At 50.8% G+C, this 20,046-nt stretch carries 18 protein-coding genes; 5 read left to right on the forward strand and 13 right to left on the reverse strand.

Annotation, left to right across the window (positions count from 1 at the left end):
- Positions 1–7: 7 nt before the first annotated feature.
- The 3 genes from CGC65_RS21245 to CGC65_RS21255 are packed head-to-tail and all read right to left on the reverse strand — an operon-like array spanning position 8 to position 3,957.
- Positions 8–1,102, reverse strand: coding sequence for an alginate O-acetyltransferase AlgX-related protein (locus CGC65_RS21245; RefSeq protein WP_002569736.1), 1,095 nt, complete (start codon positions 1,100–1,102; stop codon positions 8–10).
- A 25-nt stretch (positions 1,103–1,127) separates the two neighbouring features.
- A complete protein-coding gene (locus CGC65_RS21250) occupies positions 1,128–2,540 on the reverse strand; it encodes an MBOAT family O-acyltransferase (protein ID WP_002569737.1) in 1,413 nt (470 codons plus the stop codon).
- Positions 2,541–2,598: 58 nt separating this feature from the next.
- The gene (locus CGC65_RS21255) at positions 2,599–3,957 is read right to left on the reverse strand and encodes an MATE family efflux transporter (RefSeq protein ID WP_002569738.1); all 1,359 of its coding nucleotides are present in this window, start codon (positions 3,955–3,957) and stop codon (positions 2,599–2,601) included.
- 341 nt (positions 3,958–4,298) lie between these two features.
- Between CGC65_RS21255 and CGC65_RS21260 the strand changes: the two genes are divergently transcribed.
- Positions 4,299–4,865 carry a manganese efflux pump MntP gene (locus tag CGC65_RS21260; protein WP_002569739.1) on the forward strand — a complete coding sequence of 189 codons (567 nt, stop codon included), beginning with the start codon at positions 4,299–4,301 and terminating at the stop codon, positions 4,863–4,865.
- Between the two features lie 168 nt (positions 4,866–5,033).
- Here CGC65_RS21260 and CGC65_RS21265 read toward each other — a convergent pair whose 3' ends face one another.
- The 3 genes from CGC65_RS21265 to CGC65_RS21275 all read right to left on the reverse strand — a co-directional run bounded on the left by CGC65_RS21265 (position 5,034) and on the right by CGC65_RS21275 (position 8,519).
- Positions 5,034–5,780 (reverse strand): hypothetical protein, encoded by a 747-nt coding sequence (locus tag CGC65_RS21265; protein ID WP_002569740.1) that lies wholly within the window; start codon positions 5,778–5,780, stop codon positions 5,034–5,036.
- A gap of 75 nt (positions 5,781–5,855) precedes the next feature.
- Positions 5,856–7,082, reverse strand: coding sequence for a tyrosine--tRNA ligase (tyrS, locus tag CGC65_RS21270; protein ID WP_002569741.1), 1,227 nt, complete (start codon positions 7,080–7,082; stop codon positions 5,856–5,858).
- Positions 7,083–7,622: 540 nt separating this feature from the next.
- Entirely contained in the window at positions 7,623–8,519 is an 897-nt protein-coding gene (locus CGC65_RS21275) for an EamA family transporter (protein ID WP_002569742.1), read from the reverse strand.
- Positions 8,520–8,693: 174 nt separating this feature from the next.
- Here CGC65_RS21275 and CGC65_RS21280 point away from each other — a divergent pair, with 174 nt between their 5' ends.
- Entirely contained in the window at positions 8,694–9,725 is a 1,032-nt protein-coding gene (locus tag CGC65_RS21280) for a 3-deoxy-7-phosphoheptulonate synthase (protein WP_002569743.1), read from the forward strand.
- Between the two features lie 179 nt (positions 9,726–9,904).
- Here CGC65_RS21280 and CGC65_RS21285 read toward each other — a convergent pair whose 3' ends face one another.
- The 5 genes from CGC65_RS21285 to CGC65_RS21305 all read right to left on the reverse strand — a co-directional run bounded on the left by CGC65_RS21285 (position 9,905) and on the right by CGC65_RS21305 (position 13,854).
- Positions 9,905–10,747: an undecaprenyl-diphosphate phosphatase gene (locus CGC65_RS21285; RefSeq protein WP_002569744.1), complete on the reverse strand. Its 843-nt coding sequence runs from the start codon at positions 10,745–10,747 to the stop codon at positions 9,905–9,907.
- Between the two features lie 129 nt (positions 10,748–10,876).
- On the reverse strand, positions 10,877–11,551 hold the full coding sequence (locus CGC65_RS21290) for a uracil-DNA glycosylase (protein WP_002569745.1): 675 nt from the start codon (positions 11,549–11,551) through the stop codon (positions 10,877–10,879).
- A gap of 115 nt (positions 11,552–11,666) precedes the next feature.
- A complete protein-coding gene (hisF, locus tag CGC65_RS21295) occupies positions 11,667–12,428 on the reverse strand; it encodes an imidazole glycerol phosphate synthase subunit HisF (protein ID WP_002569746.1) in 762 nt (253 codons plus the stop codon).
- Positions 12,429–12,502: 74 nt separating this feature from the next.
- Positions 12,503–13,108 (reverse strand): imidazole glycerol phosphate synthase subunit HisH, encoded by a 606-nt coding sequence (gene hisH / locus CGC65_RS21300; protein WP_002569747.1) that lies wholly within the window; start codon positions 13,106–13,108, stop codon positions 12,503–12,505.
- 74 nt (positions 13,109–13,182) lie between these two features.
- Positions 13,183–13,854, reverse strand: a complete 672-nt coding sequence (locus tag CGC65_RS21305) for a hypothetical protein (RefSeq protein WP_002569748.1) — start codon at positions 13,852–13,854, stop codon at positions 13,183–13,185.
- Positions 13,855–14,150: 296 nt separating this feature from the next.
- On the opposite strand from CGC65_RS21305, the gene CGC65_RS21315 reads away from it, so the two are divergent.
- Positions 14,151–15,914 carry an ABC-ATPase domain-containing protein gene (locus tag CGC65_RS21315; protein ID WP_002569749.1) on the forward strand — a complete coding sequence of 588 codons (1,764 nt, stop codon included), beginning with the start codon at positions 14,151–14,153 and terminating at the stop codon, positions 15,912–15,914.
- A 114-nt stretch (positions 15,915–16,028) separates the two neighbouring features.
- Here CGC65_RS21315 and CGC65_RS21320 read toward each other — a convergent pair whose 3' ends face one another.
- Positions 16,029–17,051: an aldo/keto reductase gene (locus tag CGC65_RS21320; RefSeq protein ID WP_002569750.1), complete on the reverse strand. Its 1,023-nt coding sequence runs from the start codon at positions 17,049–17,051 to the stop codon at positions 16,029–16,031.
- Positions 17,052–17,320: 269 nt separating this feature from the next.
- Between CGC65_RS21320 and CGC65_RS21325 the strand changes: the two genes are divergently transcribed.
- Positions 17,321–18,004, forward strand: coding sequence for a 5'-methylthioadenosine/adenosylhomocysteine nucleosidase (locus CGC65_RS21325; protein ID WP_002569751.1), 684 nt, complete (start codon positions 17,321–17,323; stop codon positions 18,002–18,004).
- A gap of 15 nt (positions 18,005–18,019) precedes the next feature.
- Entirely contained in the window at positions 18,020–19,294 is a 1,275-nt protein-coding gene (locus CGC65_RS21330) for an alkyl/aryl-sulfatase (RefSeq protein ID WP_002569752.1), read from the forward strand.
- A gap of 289 nt (positions 19,295–19,583) precedes the next feature.
- On the opposite strand, the gene CGC65_RS21335 is transcribed toward CGC65_RS21330, so the two are convergent.
- On the reverse strand, positions 19,584–19,826 hold the full coding sequence (locus tag CGC65_RS21335; protein WP_002569753.1) for a hypothetical protein: 243 nt from the start codon (positions 19,824–19,826) through the stop codon (positions 19,584–19,586).
- Positions 19,827–20,046: the final 220 nt, after the last annotated feature.

Raw genomic sequence — 20,046 nt, forward strand, 5'->3', positions numbered from 1 at the left:
TGATTTTTTATTCTTCCGGCACCATCTTCCCCACATCCTGGGGAATCCGGGTCAGGTCCCGCTCCACAATCAGATATATCACTGCATCCGGAGGGTTCTCCTCCAAAAGCGACCGGTCAAAGGCCTGCCAGTGATAAAAGTCCACATTGGCAAAGTACCTGGGCAGGAAATCCATGAGGGCTGTGCCGAAGGAATCCCGTATAACGGCAATCCGGCGCTTATCCGGCGCCCCGGGTGTACTTGTATGGACAATATTCTTATCCCCGTTTACATCCTGCACCGTGACCGCAAGGTCTTCGTGATACCCGCTTACAAGGGCAATCTGGTCATCGCAGTATTTCTCAGGCAGGTGGAACAGATTGGCCAGGTCACCCGGGGCTCCCTTGATATAATCCACCTGCACATCCTCTATGGGCAGCGGTGTCCCTCCCAATGCCTCAATGAGCATCTGGCCTGCCGCGTATCCTCCTGCGCTGTTCCAGTGAGTATCCGTCTTATAATACCACACATAATCCCGGTTCGTGTTAAAGTACTCCCTGGGGTCCAGAACCGTCACATCCGAGTGCTCCCGTATGTAATCCTCCAGCTGTCCGGGCCGGTTTCCATCCCAGACCCGCTTATATGCATCCGGCATATATTCCCTGTAGATTCCTTCCTTGTTGGGAGCAATCATCATGAGAAAGGGTATGCCCCGGCTCTCATAATATCCGGCTGCCTTTATGATCTGTCCGCCAATCCAGGCAGCATCGTCCGGGTAAAAGGGCTGTGTTCCCAGGGCATCATAAAGGCTCATGCCCCCGGCAAAAAAGTACCAGCCATCCTTTCCCACAATCACATCCTGGGAATCCGCATAGCCGAACAGCTTTAAATTAATCATGGAATTCAGGCTCAGGAACAGGTTCCTGAATGCCGCATGGTCATTGATATAACTGTTGACCGCAGACGGATACGCCTCATATGTATCCGGTGAAAACACGGGAAACTCTGCCAGGTTCCTGTTTTCCCCGGTGCCTGTCTGGCTGCCTCCCTTCACAAAGGGAAACAGCAGGTTGGGTATCAGAAGCAGGGCCCAGAACCCCGCAATCATAATCTTCTTCATCATAGGTGCTGCTCTCTTTCCGTATGGACTAAAATCTGAAATAAATAAAGGCCTGATAGGTGCTGCTGACCATGAGCAACGTTCCCAGCAGCAAAAGGGCTGCCATCACAGCCACATCCGCTGCGGTCACGTTCTCCTCATCAAACAGCCGGGCTTTGAGACGGGGCATCAGCTGCTGGATGGGCCCGCAGAATACCACTGCCAGCACCAGCAGAAACAGAATGCGGTTATCCGCAAAAATCCGCGGATTCCACAGTCCCTTGCTGGGAATCAGCATTGCCTTTAACAGTATTTTTCCGTTGTGCAGGGTATCCACCCGAAACAGCAGCCAACCCACTGCCACCGCCCCAAGGGTGTACAGATGATTCAGGAACTTCAGGGGATTTTTTTCTAAAATCCTGCCAATCCACAGGCGTTCCGCCACAATAAGAATGCCGTAATACACGCCCCAGCATATGAAGTTCATGCTGGCCCCATGCCACAGTCCCGTTGCCAGGAATACCAGGAAAAGATTCATGCAGGTGCGCGCCAGTCCCTTCCTGTTGCCTCCCAGAGGAATGTAAAGATACTGCCTGAACCAGGTGGAGAGGGAGATATGCCAGCGCCTCCAGAACTCGCTGACAGAGGCCGACAGATACGGATAATTGAAGTTCTCTTTGTAGGTAAAGCCGAACATCCTGCCCAGGCCGATGGCCATGTCGGAGTACCCGGAAAAATCATAGTAAATCTGGAAGCTGTACAGAATCACGGCCAGCCATACCGTAACCGTGCCTAGCTGTTCCAGGGGCAGGTCAAACATACGGTCCACCACCTGGCCGAACATGTTGGCAAATACCATTTTCTTCACCAGGCCGTACACAAAACGCTTAATACCGTATGCGTGCATGGACAGACTCTCCTGCCGGTTCCCAATCTGCGGTTCCAGCTCATGATACTTGACAATGGGACCGGAAAGTATCTGGGGAAACAAAGAGATGTACAGCGCCAGACGGAATACATTTCTCTGGGCGGGATTCTCCCCGCGGAAGGTATCAGCCAGGTAAGAGATGGACTGGAAGGTGTAAAATGATATGCCGATGGGCAGCGCGATATCCCTTGGAGCAAAGCCCTGGCGCCCCAGAAGGGACATGGCCAGTTCCAGGAAGAAATTGAAATATTTAAAATACCCCAAAAGCCCCAGGTTGACCAGGATGCTCAGGATAAATACTGCCTTCTTAAGCCCCTTCCTTTCCTCGCAGCCATCCAGGGCCAGGCCAAACCCGTAGTTTAGCAGGATGGAAAGGACCACCAGAACCACATACCGCGGCTCGCCCCAGCTGTAAAACACAAGGCTGGCCATGAGCAGAACCCCATTTTTAAGCTTCCTGCCCGGTGAAATATAGTATATCAGGGCCAGGGCAGGAAGGAAAAACCATACAAACGTCAGTGAACTAAACAGCATATTTATGAAAATTCCCTTTCTATCAAAGTTTATCAATCATGTATCACAGAGATGCAGGCTACATGGAGACAGCGTCCTGCTTTGGTATCTTGCGCCGTATCTTATGGAATGTCACCATATGGGCAATGGCTGTGATGGCCCATGAGACAGGATAGGACAGATACAGCACGTCCAGGGAACGGTACGCCGCAAATACGGTGAATACCCAGAGCACCCTGAATCCGCATGCCCCTGTGAGGGATACAAACATGGGGATGATGGAATATCCCAGCCCTCTCAGGCTTCCCACCATGCAGTCCATGATTCCGCAAAGGAAATAGGTTGTGCAGATAATTTCCAGCCTGAGCATCCCGTAGCGCAGCACCTCCGGGTCTGAGGAATAGATATGCAAAAGTCCGTCTCCCGCAGCCACGGCTGTGAGTCCCAGGATTAAACCCACGGCCGTCACCACTCCCAGGCATATGTACATGATTTTATTAATCCTGCTGTACTTCCTGCCGCCCAGATTCTGGCTGGTAAAGCTCAGGTTGGTCTGGTACACCGCGTTCATTGCCGTGTAGACAAAACCCTCGATGTTGGAGGAGGCCGTGTTCCCGGCCATGGCAATGGAGCCGAAGGAGTTGACCGAGGACTGAATCAGTACATTGGATATGGAGAATATGGCTCCCTGCATGCCTGCGGGAAGTCCGATTTTTACGATTCGTTTCAGCTTCCTGGGGTGAATCCGCAGCTGCTTTAAATCCAGCTTAAGTGCTCCCGGAGCGCTCATCAGGCTCCTCAGGACCAGAAAAGCGGAGATGTGTTCTGATATGACCGTGGCCCAGGCCACACCGTCCACTCCCATTCCCAGCACCACCACAAAGAACAGGTTCAGGCACACATTCACCACGCCGGAAGCAAAGAGGAAATACAGAGGTCTCCTGGTATCCCCGATAGCCCGCAGAATGGCTGCGCCGAAGTTATAGACCATAAGTACCGGCATACCCAGAAAGTATATCCTCATATAGAGGACCGACTGGCTCAGGACGTCCTCAGGGGTTCCCATAAGGCGCAGCAGCGGGTTTGCCAGAAGAATTCCCAGCACAACCAGGATAAAGCCGCTCACAATGCTGGTGGTCACCGCCGTGTGGACGGTCTCACTGACATCCTTGTCTTTGCGGGCCCCGTAATACCGGGCCACCAGCACATTGACACCAACTGAGAGTCCCACGAATACATTAATTAATAGGTTGATAAGCGAAGATGTGGATCCCACTGCCGCCAGAGCCCCGCTGCCTGCAAAACGGCCCACCACGATGATGTCCGCTGCATTAAACAGCAGCTGCAATATGCCTGACAGCATCAAAGGAATGGAAAATAAAAGGATTTTGCCCAGAAGCGGGCCGCTTGTCATGTCAATCTCATAAGACTTTTTCATCTTCTGTTAACTCCCTGTGTCATTCTTTCTCCATGCCAGTCCATGGCATATGTTCTTATCAGTTATATCACAGGGCCGCGTTTTTTACAATGGGTTAAAAGGCCATGAAAACCTGCGAATTTTCTTGACATTTCCCGGCCCGTCCTTTAAAATGGAGCAAGTGATAAGGGAGTAATTGGCATGCCCCGCCCTGCCGGGCATGTAATAAGGTCAACATACTGATAGTTTCTATCTGGCTTTATTTGAAACAATGAGACTTATCTACAGCATTCCAAGGCTGTAGGTGGGTCTTTTTTTATACCACAATCCATATATTAAAACATCACCAGGGAGGAATCATTATGTCATTAGCTGAACTGTTTGTCATCGCCGTGGGGCTGTCCATGGACGCGTTTGCGGTATCTGTCTGTAAGGGCCTGGCCATGCCCAAAATGAACTGGAAGGGCGCCCTTTTGGTTGGGCTGTACTTCGGCGGATTCCAGGCCGCCATGCCTTTGTTCGGATATTTCCTGGGTTCCAGCTTCAGCCTGGCCATACGTGCTTACGACCACTGGGTGGCCTTCATCCTGCTGGCTGTTATCGGCGCAAACATGATAAAAGAATCCTTCAGCAAAGACGAGGAATGTCCGAACCCGGATCTGGATGTTAAAAACATGGTGCTTCTGGCCATTGCCACCAGCATTGATGCACTGGCCGTGGGCGTGACCTTTGCCTTCCTGAATGTCGACATCCTCCCCGCCGTATCCTTTATCGGAAGCGTCACCTTCTTTCTGTCCGTGGCCGGCGTAAAGGCAGGCAACGCATTTGGATGCCGCTATAAATCCAAGGCCGAGCTGGCAGGCGGCGCCATCCTCATTCTCATGGGATTCAAGATACTGCTGGAGCACCTGGGGATTTTGTTCGGGTAAGCGAAACATAAGTATCCGGCAGACCATCCTTACCTTCCCATTCCGCCATACCTGCGCAAAGACGGCGGGGCAGCGTCCTCTCGGAATACGCTGCCCCACTGTCTTTTTATTATCCTTTTCCTGTCTGAAATCCTGTTCCCAGGCTCAGAAACTTAAGCCTTCCCGGTCTCAGATTCTGACGCCGCTGCTGTCCAGCTGGTAACCGTCAATGGTGCGGTTCGTCTGCATCACTCCGTTTTCAGGGTCCATATAATACCACTGTCCCTTATATTCCAGCCAGCCGGTCTGCATATAGCCGTCTGTGTTGAAAAAATACCACTTGTCGTTTATCATGGCCCAGGATGTAAGGTATTCATCCTGATACAGATACCTCCAGCCGCGCATATCCTTGTTCCATTTGCCCAGCAGGATGTTCCGGTAGTTGCTCATGTCCTCCTCAGGAAGCAGCATGAAATACCGGCTCTCCTTTTTATCCTGATAACAAAACTCTACCATATAACATTGATCCAGATAATTATAATCCCCCTCAGCGGACCGCTCTTTTTCAACGGTCTCAGGCCGGATTACAGGGTAATGGGTCCCTTCCTTTAAACCGTACACCGTACACTCCAGATACTTCTGGGTCTCGCCCCTATAGGTGACAAGATAATAATTCAGTGTCACTTCATTCAGGTCCACATCACTTTTGTCCTTTGTAACTGTGAACGTATCGTATTCCGATACCCTGTACCCCAGCAGATAGGACGAATATCCGTCATAAATCGTGGTCCTTCTGCTGTTAACATCCAAATGCAGGGTAACAGGCACCTCAGTCTTATACGAAGCCGCTGCCTCTGAGACAAATGCAGCTGACACACTGAGCACTGCCGCCAGAACCAGCGCGCCTAACCGCTTAACAGACATATACCGTCTCATCCGGTACCCTCCTCTCAAACCTTTGGACTACTCATGATGACATCCAGGGTGAATTCCCGGCGCATCCGCCAGCCATTATTTCAATATAATCTTCTTGAAATTCTTCTTGCCGCGCTTAACGACCACGCCATCTCCGGCAAACTGTTCCCTGGAGAATACGGCCTTGATATCCTTTACAGGATTTCCGTCCACGGACACACCGCCCTGTTCCACGTTCCTTCTGGCCTCAGAACGGGAAGCTGCCAGGCCGGACTTGTTAAGAATGCTTAAGATATCAATGGTTCCATCTGTAAAATCCTCTTCTGAAAGTTCAAAAGTAGGCATGTTCTCGGTGCTCGCTCCTGCCGCAAACAGGGCCCTGGCGCCTTCCTGCGCTTTGGCTGCTTCTTCCTCGCCGTGCACCAGCTTTGTAAGCTCGAATGCCAGTATCTCCTTTGCCTGGTTTAACCGGCTTCCTTCCCACTGATCCATCTCGTCAATCTGCTCCAGCGGAAGGAAGGTAAGCATGCGCAGGCACTTAAGCACATCGGAATCCCCCACATTCCTCCAGTACTGGTAGAAATCAAAGGGTGATGTCTTCTCAGGATCCAGCCATACTGCGCCGGACTGTGTCTTACCCATCTTCTTGCCCTCAGAATTCAGAAGCAGGGTAATGGTCATGGCATGTGCATCCTTGCCCAGCTTGCGGCGAATCAGTTCTGTTCCGCCCAGCATGTTGCTCCACTGGTCATCGCCGCCAAACTGCATGTTGCAGCCGTACCGTTTGAACAGCTCATAGAAATCATAGCTCTGCATAATCATGTAGTTGAATTCCAGGAAGCTTAAGCCCTTTTCCATCCTCTGCTTGTAGCATTCAGCCCGCAGCATGTTGTTGACGGAAAAATGAGGTCCCACTTCCCTGAGGAACTCAATATAGTTAAGGCCCATGAGCCACTCCGCATTGTTCACCATCATGGCCTTTCCCTCTGAGAAATCAATGAAACGGCTCATCTGCTTTTTAAAACAGTCACAGTTATGCTGGATGATTTCAGGCGTCATCATGGTGCGCATATCAGAGCGTCCCGACGGGTCGCCAATCATGCCCGTGCCTCCGCCAATCAGGGCAATCGGCTTGTTGCCTGCCATCTGAAGACGCTTCATCAGGCAGAGCGCCATAAAGTGGCCTACATGGAGGCTGTCAGCTGTCGGGTCAAAACCGATATAGAATACGGCCTTTCCCTCGTTGACCATTTTCTTAATTTCTTCTTCGTTGGTCACCTGGGCAATAAGGCCTCTGGCAACCAGTTCTTCATAAATCTGCATGGTGATTCTCTCCTCTTCTTACTTTCTTTATTTTACCATACTTCTGCTTTCATGCAAGGGCTTGATTCTTACATTTTTTATACAGGGGCAGCAGGGGCACAGGGCATACCGCCGACACGATTTTCCCTTTCTGAACGAAAAAAAGCCCCGCCCTTTCTCAAAAGGACGAAGCCCGTAAGCCCCGTGTTACCACCTGATGTTCACAGACAGCTCACGCTGCCTGCCTCTTCGAGTACTGGCGCCAGGCTCTGGCCAAACGCCCGTATACTCTAGCACGATAACGGATGCAGGACCCGTCGCAGCCTACTAAGGCTGTTATATGAAGCAGCGCTGTTGGGTGCGAAGCTCAGGGATGTATTCATGACCTGCTTTCCATGCGCCTCTCATCATCCGGCTGCTTTCTGTCTGTTCCTGCAGGCTACTACTTGTTCCCGTCATAGCCAATTCATGAAATTATGACCATTATAGACAGACTCTCCCGGTTTGTCAAGAGTTAATCAGCCATATGTAAAGGGAATCATCAGCCGTATGCAAAGGGAATCAGCGGTGTGCAAAGGTAAGCACGAACACAGCTCCCAGTATCAGGGCAAATCCCAGAAAATCAGGCAGCGTAAACCGGGTTCCCAGCCAGAACACGGATATGACCACCGCGGATACCGGCTCCACGCTTCCCATGATGCTGCCCTTTAAGGGTCCAATCATGCTGACGCCCTGAAGGTACAGGCCAAATGCAATGGCAGTGCCCACCACCACCACGCCTGCCAGCGCTCCCAGTGTACCTGCATCCCAGACCACCCCGTAATTCCAGGGCTGAACCACGGCTCCCATGGCAATCCCGCCAAAAAACATGCCGAATCCCAGCACCTGGTATATGTCATATTTCAGGATAAGACCTCCTGGTATAATAGTATAAATCATGGAGCTCACAGCTGCCAAAAGCCCCCAGAACAGGGCCTCCCCCGTAATGTGGAAGGAATGTATGTCCCCGTGGGTTCCGATGACAAAGGTGCCAAACAAAGACAGACCGATGGCTGCCAGCTCAAGCCCCTTGGGAAGCCGCAGCTCCCGCATGCACACCACTGCCAGAATCAGAATGGGCGACAGGTACTGGAGTACGGTTGCCGTTCCCGCGTTGGATGCCTGGATTGCCATAAAATATGTAAACTGGCAGAAGGTAATGCCGAAAATAGCAAATGCCAGCAAGTGGATGGTATCCCTTTTTTTCCGGAACACCCTCAGATTCTCCCTGCCGTGAAGCTTAAATCCTGCCAGCACCAGTATAATGCCTGCAAAAAACAGCCTGACAGCCACCAGCCACGGCGCCTCGATTCCCTTCTGTTCAAACAAATACTGCCCGCAGCAGCCCGAAAATCCCCAGCAGGTTCCGCCTACCAGGGCCATTATGGTTCCCGCTGTCTGTCTCTTATCATTCTTCATCTCACACGTTAATCTCCTGCAACAGTCATGTATCTATTTATACTTGGAAAACACCTTATTGTCAATATTTTCGTGGGATTCACTATTTACGAATCCGGTTTTCTATACTATAATGAAGCATTGAAATGTATCTTACACCGCAGTCCGGTGTTTACATAATGGGAGGACGAAAAAATGGGATTCACATTCATCAATAAGCTGCCTACGCCGGCAGAAATCCGGGAGCAATTCCCGCTGGCCCCAGAGCTGGCAGAAATCAAACACGCACGGGACGAGGAAATAAAAAGGGTATTTACCGGTGAAAGCGGCAAGTTTGTTGTCATCATCGGCCCCTGCTCAGCTGACAACGAGGAATCTGTATGTGATTACGCCGGACGCCTTGTGAAAATCCAGGAAAAAACAAAGGACAAGCTAATTATTATTCCCCGGGTCTACACCAACAAGCCCAGAACCACCGGCGAGGGATATATGGGAATGATACATCAGCCCGATCCTGAGAAGCGGCCTGATATGTTTGAAGGAATTCTGGCTATCCGCCATATGCACATGAGGGTGCTGCGGGAGACAGGTTTCTCCACTGCAGATGAAATGCTTTATCCTGAAAACATGAACTATCTCTCAGACATGATGTCCTATGTGGCGGTAGGCGCCCGTTCCGTGGAGAACCAGTTTCACCGGCTGGTAGCCAGCGGCTGCGATGTGCCCGTAGGCATGAAGAACCCTACCAGCGGCGACCTGACAGTCATGCTGAATTCCGTGGTGGCTGCCCAGCTTCCCCACGACTTTATCTTCCGCGGCTTTGAAGTGCAGTGCCCCGGCAATCCTCTGACCCACACTATCCTGCGGGGGGCTGTAAACAAGAGGGGCCAGTGCAACCCCAACTACCACTATGAAGATTTGAAGCTTTTATTTGACCTTTATAATAAGCGCGGGTTACAGAATCCTGCCTGCATCGTGGATACCAACCACGCCAACTCCAACAAGCAGTACCATGAACAAATTCGTATAGCCAAGGAAGTGCTCCACAGCCGCCGCCACTCCGGCGATATCAAGAATCTGGTAAAGGGCCTTATGATTGAGAGCTACATTGAGCCCGGCAGCCAGAAAATCGGGGAACACTGCTACGGCAAGTCCATCACCGATCCCTGCCTGGGATGGGATGATACGGAGCGGCTGCTGTACGAGATTGCGGATAATCTGGACTAGGACCATACTATAACCCAAACGAAATATGAGCCCGGAAAAGAGCCTGCCATGCGTTTTGCATGGCAGGCCCTTTTCCATTCTGTGAACCATTCTTTATATTTATGATCACGCTTCTGTTTTTGCTTCTGGTCTTTGCTTCTGGTTTTTTTGCTTCTGGTCTTTGCTCCCGGTTTTCATCCCTAGCTGGCCAGCGCCGTAATCCCAAAGTATGCCAGCACAATCACACCCAGAATAATTCTGTAATATCCAAAGAACTTAAAATCATGCTTTCGGACATAGCTCATAAGGAACTGAATGGAATAAATAGAAACCACAAAGGCAATCAGCATTCCCAGTATGGTATAGAAAATCTGCGGTCCCGTAAACACATTTCCTGCCAGGAAATACTTCACAATTTTCAGCAGACTGGCTCCAAACATAACCGGGATTCCCAGGAAAAATGAAAACTCTGCCGCGGCAGCCCTGGAACAGCCCAGGACCATGGCGCCCAGTATGGTGGAACCGGAACGGGAGGTTCCCGGAATCAAAGCCAGAAGCTGTACCATGCCAATGAGGAACGCTGTCTTGGCTGAGATCTGTCCCACCTTGTTAAACCTGGGATTGGTACACACGCTGCTGTTCTCAAGTACAATAAAAAGTACGCCGTATACAATCAGGGCCGCTGCCACCACATAGGCGTTAAACAAATGGGCCTCCATCCAGTCATCCAGCAAAAGTCCCAGAATGGCTGCCGGAACACAGGCAATGATAATTTTAATCCAGAGGGCCCAGGTGGCATCCTTCTGCCGGCTGGACTTGCTGGGGCTAAAGGGATTCAGCTTGTGAAAAAACATGACAACCACAGCCAGGATGGCCCCTAACTGAATCACCACCAGAAACACGTCCTTAAACGCGTCCGGCTGGTTCAGGTGTATGATTTCATCCACCAGAATCATATGACCGGTGCTGCTGATAGGAAGCCACTCCGTGAACCCTTCCACAATTCCCAATACAATGATTTTTAACACTTCAACTAAACTCATAAATTCTCCTTACCGCAGACAGTCTCCATTCCCTGACGCCTTCCGGCATCCGGCCCCTGCTGCCATCCTGCCGCAGAAGCCCCTGCCTGCTGTACATTTTATGTATTCTTATCTATCCCTATACCTGTTTTATATATTCTCAATCTGCCAGTCAACAGGAGTAAGGCCGTGCTCTGTCAAAAATGCATTGGTCTTGCTGAAGGGCCTGCTGCCGAAAAATCCCCTGGATGCGGACAAGGGACTTGGGTGGGGCGCTTCCAGGATTAAATGCCTGGGATTGTTCAGCATTGCCTTCTTGGTCTGGGCCGGACGTCCCCATAAAATAAACACCATGGGTCTGTCCTGCTGGTTAAGAATGCCTATGGCTGCATCCGTAAACTTCTCCCATCCAATGTCCCGGTGGGAATTGGCCTGGTGGGCTCTCACTGTGAGCACTGTATTTAACAGCATGACCCCCTGGTCAGCCCACTTTTTCAGATAACCGTTATTCGGTATATAACACCCCAAATCATCGTGAAGCTCCTGGTAAATGTTCACCAGTGAGGGAGGAATATCCACGTCCGGCTTTACTGAAAAACACAGGCCATGGGCCTGACCATAATTGTGGTAAGGATCCTGCCCCAGAATCACTACCTTTACATCCGCCAGCGGTGTAAATGCAAATGCGTTAAAGATATCATCCGGTTCAGGAAACACCCTTTTAGTCTCATATTCATGCTTTACTGTCTTATACAGTTCTTTATAATAGGGCTTCTTAAACTCGCTGCTTAAGGGCCCCAGCCAGTCATTTGTAATAGCGGCCATATCCTGCTTCTCCTTTTCAACAATATAAATTCACATTTTCATATTTTAGCATAGGAAACGGCAGGAAACAACGGATATCGACAAAATAATTAAGAGAGCCGGGATTGCGCCCGCCCTACATCCTTACGGCAATCCCTCTCTCCCACAGGTACTTCTTAAGATCCCGTATCTCCAGTTCCTTATAATGAAACAGAGAGGCGGCCAGGGCAGCGTCCGCTCCGCCCTTTGTCAGCGCATCATAGAAATGTTCCTTATTTCCGGCGCCTCCCGAGGCAATAACAGGTACGGATACATGGGATGCTATAAGTGAAGTCAGTTCGTTGTCATATCCGTTCCTGGTTCCGTCGCAGTCCATGCTGGTGAGCAGTATCTCTCCCGCTCCCAGGCGGTCTGCCTCCATGGCCCACTCCAGGGCATCGGTCCCCACATCCACACGTCCGCCGTGCTTGTAAATATTCCAGCCCTTTCCATCAGCCCTGCGCCTGGCGTCTATGGCTACCACCACACATTGGCGGCCGAACTTATCCGCCGCGTCACTGATAAGACGGGGATTGTCAATGGCTGAAGAATTAATGGATATCTTATCCGCGCCTTCCCTGAGAAGCATGCGGAAGTCTTCCACTGTACGTATGCCGCCGCCCACAGTAAACGGAATAAAAACAGTCTCCGCCACCTTGCGCACCATGTCCACCACAGTACGGCGGTTGTCCGAGGATGCCGTGATATCCAGAAATACCAGTTCGTCTGCCCCTGCCCTGTCATAAGCCGCGGCTATCTCCACCGGGTCCCCTGCGTCCCGCAGGTTCACAAAATTTACGCCTTTTACCACCCGTCCATTGTTCACGTCCAGGCATGGTATGATTCTTTTGGTAAACATATCGCCTCTCCTATCTCCTGTTTTAATTGGTATGGCGCTGCCTCCGGTATCCCCGTTCAGACAGCGCAGGACTTTTACAGTCCGATGAAATTCTTAAGAATAGCAAGGCCCACCTCTCCGCTTTTCTCCGGGTGGAACTGGCATGCAAACACATTTTCCCGTTCTACGGAAGCGTGGATTACGGTGCCGTACTCCGTGGAAGCTGCCACAATGGACTCATCCTCTGCCTTCAAATAATAGGAATGGACAAAGTAAACATAGGATCCGTCCTCAATCCCGCGGAAAAGCTTTGCTTCCGGCCTTATCTTCAGTGAATTCCAGCCCATATGCGGAATCTTAAGTCCGGGATGCTCCGGTATCTTAAGTATCTTTCCCGGAAGGATGCCCAGGCCGGCAGCCCCCTGGCACTCCTCACTGCCCGCAAATAGAAGCTGCAGTCCCAGGCAGATACCCAGAAACGGAGTTCCCTGGTCCACTGTCTCATGAATCACATCCACCAGACCATACTGCTCCAGCTTTCCCATGGCATCGCCAAAGGAGCCCACCCCCGGCAGAATGACCTTGTCCGCTTTGAGTATCGTTTTCCTGTCCCTGGTTATGACAGGCGTTTCCCCCAGTGAAAGCAGGGCTTTTTCCACACTGCGCAGGTTTCCTGCGTCGTAATCAATAATGGCAATCATACATTCAACCTCGTTCCTATGATTTAATATTTTAGCATTGTAACGTGATAAAGGCAACTTGTTTTTATAATCACTTAAATATCTGCCAGTCCGCGGATAAAGGCAACTGAATCTGCCTGGATTCCCGCGGCCCGCTCTCCCGTTTCCTTGGGTATCTGGAAAAAGGTTTCATGTATTCTGTAAAATACTGATTTCTGGTTGAAAAAACCTATCTTCTCAAATGGCCACCGCATAACGGTAGGTGTCTTAAATCCCTCTCCCAGTTCCAGGATAACCAGCCTGCGGTTCAGGGTTCCTGTCTGCCATTTCTTGTATGCCTCCCACCTTGGCAGGTAGCCTTCCTCTATGTAAGTCTCTGCCTCAACCGTATTGCCTGTCAGGGGTGCCCTGCAATGAGGGCAGATATCATCCGGCACCTCACCCTCTTCCCATATATCCTTGGTACAGGCTTTGGAACACTGCCTCCAATGGATATTTCCGCAGGGAGCCACCACCCGCCCGCTGTCAAAATCCGTGTCATAGACAGCTCCGTCTGTCACAGTGGTAACCACATAATAGTCCTTGTCCCTGACCAGGCTCCACAGGACCGCGTAAGCTTCCCGCAGCTCCTTCTGTACCGGATCCCCCAGACTGCGCAGGCGCACATCTCTACCGTCATCCCTTAATCTCCACTCCCCTCCGATGCCTATAAGTACCTTTTCCGCGCCGGAAAGCGCCTCTAACAAATCCTTCTTCTGCTGGTCCATATCCAATCTTCACTCCTGTCATTCATAAGGCTGTCCGGGGACCCGTGTACCTCTGATATTCCGCTCCTGTCCCCGGCGCCGTCTTATGCTATCATATCATAAAATAGGGCGGGCTTCAACGCTGCCTAATCCCGTGGGGGACGGGCAGAAGGATGGGCAGACAGCTCTTCCCGGTTGCATTTTTGCCGGACCTGCTATAAAATATAGAAAGCAAATACAGAAAAAGGAGCCTGTCAAAAGGCAGACCGGAATGGAATTCCGGCCTGGCGGCGCAGGTGAAGAGGTGAAGCATCATCATGAAATCAGCACAAGACCTGAGACGATTACTGGAATCCATTGACCGGAAAGGGTATCCGGCCTATAAAGATACGCGGGGTTCATATGACTTTACGGATTATGTACTTTCCATCGACCATGTACAGGGAGATCCCTTTGCGTCCCCTTCCAAATTAAGTGTATTTATTCCGCTCCAGAGGGCCGCCTACCCCAGCGGATATTTTGACGCCCCCCACAAGCAGACTGCCCTGGAGGATTATCTGGTCAGGCAGTTCTGCCAGGAGATCGCCAAATACAATTTTAAGGCAAAGGGTTCCGGCAAAAGCGGCCTGATAGCCACCAGCCATCCAGGGCCTGAGATTCTCAGCCGGACAGCCTGCGAATGCAGTATTAAGGGCATAACGGCCCGCTTTGAGGCAGGTTTTCCGGCCAACGGCAGGACCATTAATTCCGGTGAACTGATTAAGATCCTGTTTGACTTCCTGCCCAGGTGCGTCAAAACTGTATTTTACTATAAAAACAGGCCGGCCCAGGAGGTAAAGGCCGTGTCAGACCTGGCGGAAGACCAGTATTTCATCCGTTGTGAGCTGGAACGCCTGGGACTTGTCTCCTTTGTGGCAGACGGCTCCATCCTTCCCAGGGAAAGCGGCATTTCCAGCCGTCCCATGAAGGGCAGCGTCCCCTTCCAGTCTCCGGATTCCCTCAGGATGGAATTAAACCTTCCCCATGGCGGCAGAATTACCGGCATGGGTCTTTGCAGAGGCATTACCCTGATTGTGGGAGGCGGATATCACGGCAAATCCACTCTGTTAAAGGCACTGGAGTCCGGCGTCTACAACCATGTGGCCGGGGATGGACGGAAATATGTCATCACTGATTCCACTGCCATGAAGCTGCGGGCAGAGGACGGCCGAAGCGTCCAGAATGTGGACATCTCCCTGTTTATCAACGATCTGCCCAACAAAAAAGACACCCACTGCTTCTCCACTGAGGATGCCAGCGGCAGCACCTCCCAGGCAGCCGCTGTCATCGAAGGGATTGAGGCCGGAAGCCGTGTCTTTCTGATTGACGAGGACACCTCCGCCACCAACTTCATGGTCAGGGATGATCTGATGCAGAAAATCATCAGCCGGGACCAGGAGCCCATTACCCCATTCATTGAGAGAGCCAGGGATTTGTATGAAAAATCAGGCATTTCAACTGTCATGGTGGCGGGAAGTTCAGGCGCATATTTCTATATTGCAGATACCATCCTCCAGATGGACTGCTATGAACCACTGGACATTACGGATAAGACCAAGGCCTTCTGTTCCGGCTACGGTGTTGAGCCCATCACCTCCGCCCCCGGCTTTCTTCTTCCGTCCGGCGGGCGCAAACTGTTAAGCAATAAGGGCGGTTCCCAGACTGCACCGGGAAATTATGCCTCATCAAACAGGGGGAATTACAGGGGCAGAGGCCCCCGCGACGGCGGCCGCGATGAGCGTATCAAGGTCAAGGTATACGGAAAGGATTCCCTTCAAATCGGCAAGTCCCCTGTGGACCTCCGGTTCGTGGAGCAGCTCATTGACTCTGAACAGACCAACTCCCTGGCACAGATGCTGCGCTACTGTGTGGAACACCAGCTGCTGGAGCGGTACACGCTAAAGGATACGGTTGCCATGCTGCTTAAGGAGATACAAAAAGGCGGACTGGCAGCCGTGGGAGACAGCTCCTATGCGGCCTGCGGCTTTTCCATGCCCAGAATACAGGAGATTTTCGCCTGCCTTAACCGATACCGCAATTAGTTTCTGCCACCAACCGTAATGGCTTTATAAAAACAGCGCTTCCGCTGCCTGCAATGGCAGCGGGGCGCTGTTTCCTTTTACTTTACCGCCGTTTATTTTCTTTTTCTGCTTCCTCTAATATTCCTTCCCGTCCAGAATCTCCTGATAATCCTTCAGGTTCTTCTCCAGCAGTGCGGGCGTGTCCAGGTTATAGGGACATTTTCCCTTGCACTGGTTGCAGTGGAGACACTGTTCAATCTTCTTCATTTTCTCCTGTGCGTCCGGTGTCAGCCAGGCTGCGGAAGGGGCTCTGCGTATCATAAGGGACATCCTGGCACAGTTGTTGATTTCAATGCCCACGGGACATGGCATACAGTATCCGCAGCCTCTGCAAAATTCTCCCAGAAGCTCTTCCCTGTCCTTATCAATCACTGCCCGTATCTCGTCTGTCATTTCAGGAGGATTTCCTACGTAAGACAGGAATTCATCCAGCTCCCGCTCTCTCTGAACGCCCCAGATCGGAAGCACATTGTCAAACTGGGCCAAATACGCGTAGGCTGCCCGTGAATTATTGATAAGACCGCCGGATAATGCCTTCATGGCAATGAATCCCATGCCCGCCTCCCTGCACCGTTTAACCAGCTCCAGATCCTTATCCGTGGCCAGATAACAGAATGGAAACTGCAGTGTATCATAAAGGCCTGAATCAATTGCCTCCATGGCCACTGACAGCCTGTGGTTGGTGATTCCTATGTGGCGTACCTTGCCCTGCTCCTTAGCCTCCAGCATGGCTTCATACAGTCCAGTGCCATCTCCCGGCTTTGGACAGAAGGAAGGATTATGGAATTGATAGAGATCCACATGGTCTGTCCTCAGGTTTTTCAGGGAAATTTCCAAATCCTCCCTGAATTTCTCCGCAGTCTTTGCGGCTGTCTTGGTTGCGACAAACACCTTGTCACGTATTCCCTCAAGGGCGGCTCCCAGCTTTTCCTCACTGTCCGTATAATTCCTGGCTGTGTCAAAGAACGTGATTCCGCCTTCATATGCCTTTTTTATCAGGTATACGGCATCCTCCTTCGGTATTCTCTGGACGGGAAGGGCCCCGAACCCATTTTTGTTCACCGTTATACCGGTTTTCCCCAAAGTAACTTCCACCATCTTATGTACCTCCTTCAAGCCTGCTGTTTTTTATTATTCTACCATAAAACTGCTGCCATCTACAACAGAAGGACTCAAACAAACATAAAATTGTACGCTGTTTTGACCCCACGTCCCGTATATCCGGCGGGTTGGATATCCTGCTGGTAAACACACTGTTTCCACATTCCCGGATTTGTGATAGAATGGATAAAACAAAGCGGCAAACAAGAATGTCTTTGGCAGATACGCCGAGAACAGCTGATTGAACGCAGCAGGGAGGTTATGCGGTGAAAAAGATTGGGATTCTTTGCGCCGGCGATACGGAACTGGCCCCTTTTTTAGAACATATGAAAGGGCAGCAAATTACAGAAAAGGCAATGCTTAAATTCCATACGGGAACCATAAATCATGTGAATGTGTCCGCCGTATACAGCGGCGTCTGCAAAGTAAACGCCGCCATTGCGGCCCAGCTTTTGATCGATATGTTCCATGTGGACTTAATCATCAACGCAGGAACCGCAGGCGGGATGAAGGAAGGGGTGCAGCTTTTTGATACTGTAATCTCGGAACGGGTGATTTACCATGATGTGGCCGATGATATTCTGACGGGCTTTCACCCATGGCTGAAATCAAATTATTTTTTAGCAGATCAGGAGTTGTGCGCCATAGCCAGAGCCTATAGCCGGACGTCAAAACATCCTGTTCTGTTTGGAACCATGGTTACCGGGGAGCAATTTATTGAAGATGAAAAAAGAGAGGAAATCAATCAGAAATTTGACCCCCTCTCCACAGACATGGAAACGGCCGGCGTTGCCCATGTCTGCTATGTAAACCGCATTCCATTTCTGGCAGTGCGGACCATTACGGATACCGTTACGCATCAGGGCATCGAAACCTTTGACCAGAACTGCGAAGCGGCCTCTGAAATATCCGCGGAGATTGTTTTAGGCATTCTTGGGCAATTAGATTAGGAGGTATAAGGGCTTATGCTGATACAAAATGGGCATCAACAATTACAGGACTTTACGAATAAGAACTATAAACAAACCATAACTGAAGTGACAAAGGGCGTATGGTTTGTTTTGGGATTGGGACACAGCAACGCCATTTTTATTGAAGCGGGTTCCAGCGTTATTTTGATTGACACATTGGATACACGGGAGCGAGGGGAACAGCTGCTGGACCTGATCCGGCAAAATACAAAAAAAGAAGTCGGTACAATCATCTACACCCACGGCCATCCTGACCACCGGGGCGGCGCAGGAGCTTTTATGGATAGCAGGCCGGAGGTCATCGCCTTTGCGCCGGCGGCTCCAGCCTTAGAAAAAACCGGGCTTTTACAGGATATTCAAAATCTGCGGGGGGCACGGCAATTTGGCTATCCCCTTACCGACCAAGAAGCAATTTCACAGGGCATCGGTCCCCGTGAAGGGATTACCCACGGAGAACACCGTGCCTTTGTTTTGCCCACCACTCTTTATGAACAAGACAAGGTAAGCCGTGAAATCGACGGCGTACAGTTGGAAATGGTTCGTCTCCCCGGAGAATCGGAAGAAGAAATAATGATTTGGCTGCCGCAGAAAAAGGTGTTGTGCTGCGGGGATAATTTCTACGGCTGTTTTCCCAACCTCTATGCGATCCGCGGAGGGCAATACCGTGATCTTGCGGCATGGATTCACAGTATTGACGTACTGATGTCCTATCCGGCTGAGTGTCTCCTGCCGGGACACACGGCGGCGATTCTGGGACATAAAACCATCAGCAGCACCTTGGGGAATTTCAGAAATGCATTTGAATATATTCTGACGCAAACGTTGGAGGGAATGAACGCGGGAAAGACTGCGGATCAGTTGGCGGCTGATATACAATTACCCCCCGAATATGCAGGTCTTCCCTATCTGGCAGAGCATTATGGCTGTGTGGAATGGACGATACGGTCCATTTACTCGGCTTACCTGGGATGGTTCGACGGGAACCCCACGCATTTGCACCCCCTGTCCCCCGAAGAACATTCACAAAAGATGATTGCGTTAATCGGCGGCGTGCAGACTGTTTTGGACGCGGCCAAAACAGCCCTTTCCCACCAAGAATACCAATGGTGTCTGGAACTATGCGATTTACTTTTATCCAATGGGAATTCAGCAAAAGAGGAAGTATTGCACCTAAAGGCTTCCTCGCTGGAAAAACTGGCGGAGTACGAAACCAGCGCCAACGGACGGCACTATTATATGGTATGTGCCAAAGAAATGAACCCGGAATAAATTCTAACTTTTTTCTGATATGTAATCAAAGCGGGCAAGCACAGTAGGGGCTTGCCCGTTTTGTCTGCCCATTCAGCAGGACATGGGCTTTCTATACACCCTGTCTGATGCTGAAACCAGACCTGCGCCTGCGGCAGCGGTATTTTCACGGCAACGCCGGCAGAGCGCATAATACGCTTACTTCGCCCAAAGCCGTGTGCCAAAGGGTGCCCCTTGGAAAACCCATTCCGCCTGCCGGCTGCCCAATCCGAATGTTTCCCAACTTACCGCTTATACAGGTTTTCATGTATCATGCGCTGAGCGTCACGTCCCCTCCTGCCAGCATTTCTTTTAAATCATCTATGGTCATGTCCCGTTCCTTTAACATCTCGTTGACCACCTTAAATTCCTCCAGCTGGATATGTTCCATCAGTGCCTTTTCCTTTTCTCTCATGGTTTCCAGACAGCTTTCATACTGTGCTATGGATGCTTGTACATCCGCCAGCTCTCCCTGCATTTTTTCAACCGGTGACTTTCTTACTCCCCGTGCCATAAACGTGCGCTCCTTTTCTTTTTGATAATATCTGGTCTGAATCTGCTTCCGGGTATCTGTTCGGAGGACAGGTCCATTTATTACCAGTATATGTAAGCAAATTTCAAAATATACATAAGCTGTATAAAATCCGCTCCGGGTTTAGGTTCGCTGTCCCGGGTCAGGTAAGCTCTCCTTGCAGCCGGTAAATCAACGGAATCATCCAAAGCCCGGCAGCTCC

It is taken from the genome of Enterocloster bolteae (assembly GCF_002234575.2).
In the GTDB taxonomy this organism is placed as follows: Bacteria; Bacillota; Clostridia; order Lachnospirales; family Lachnospiraceae; genus Enterocloster; species Enterocloster bolteae.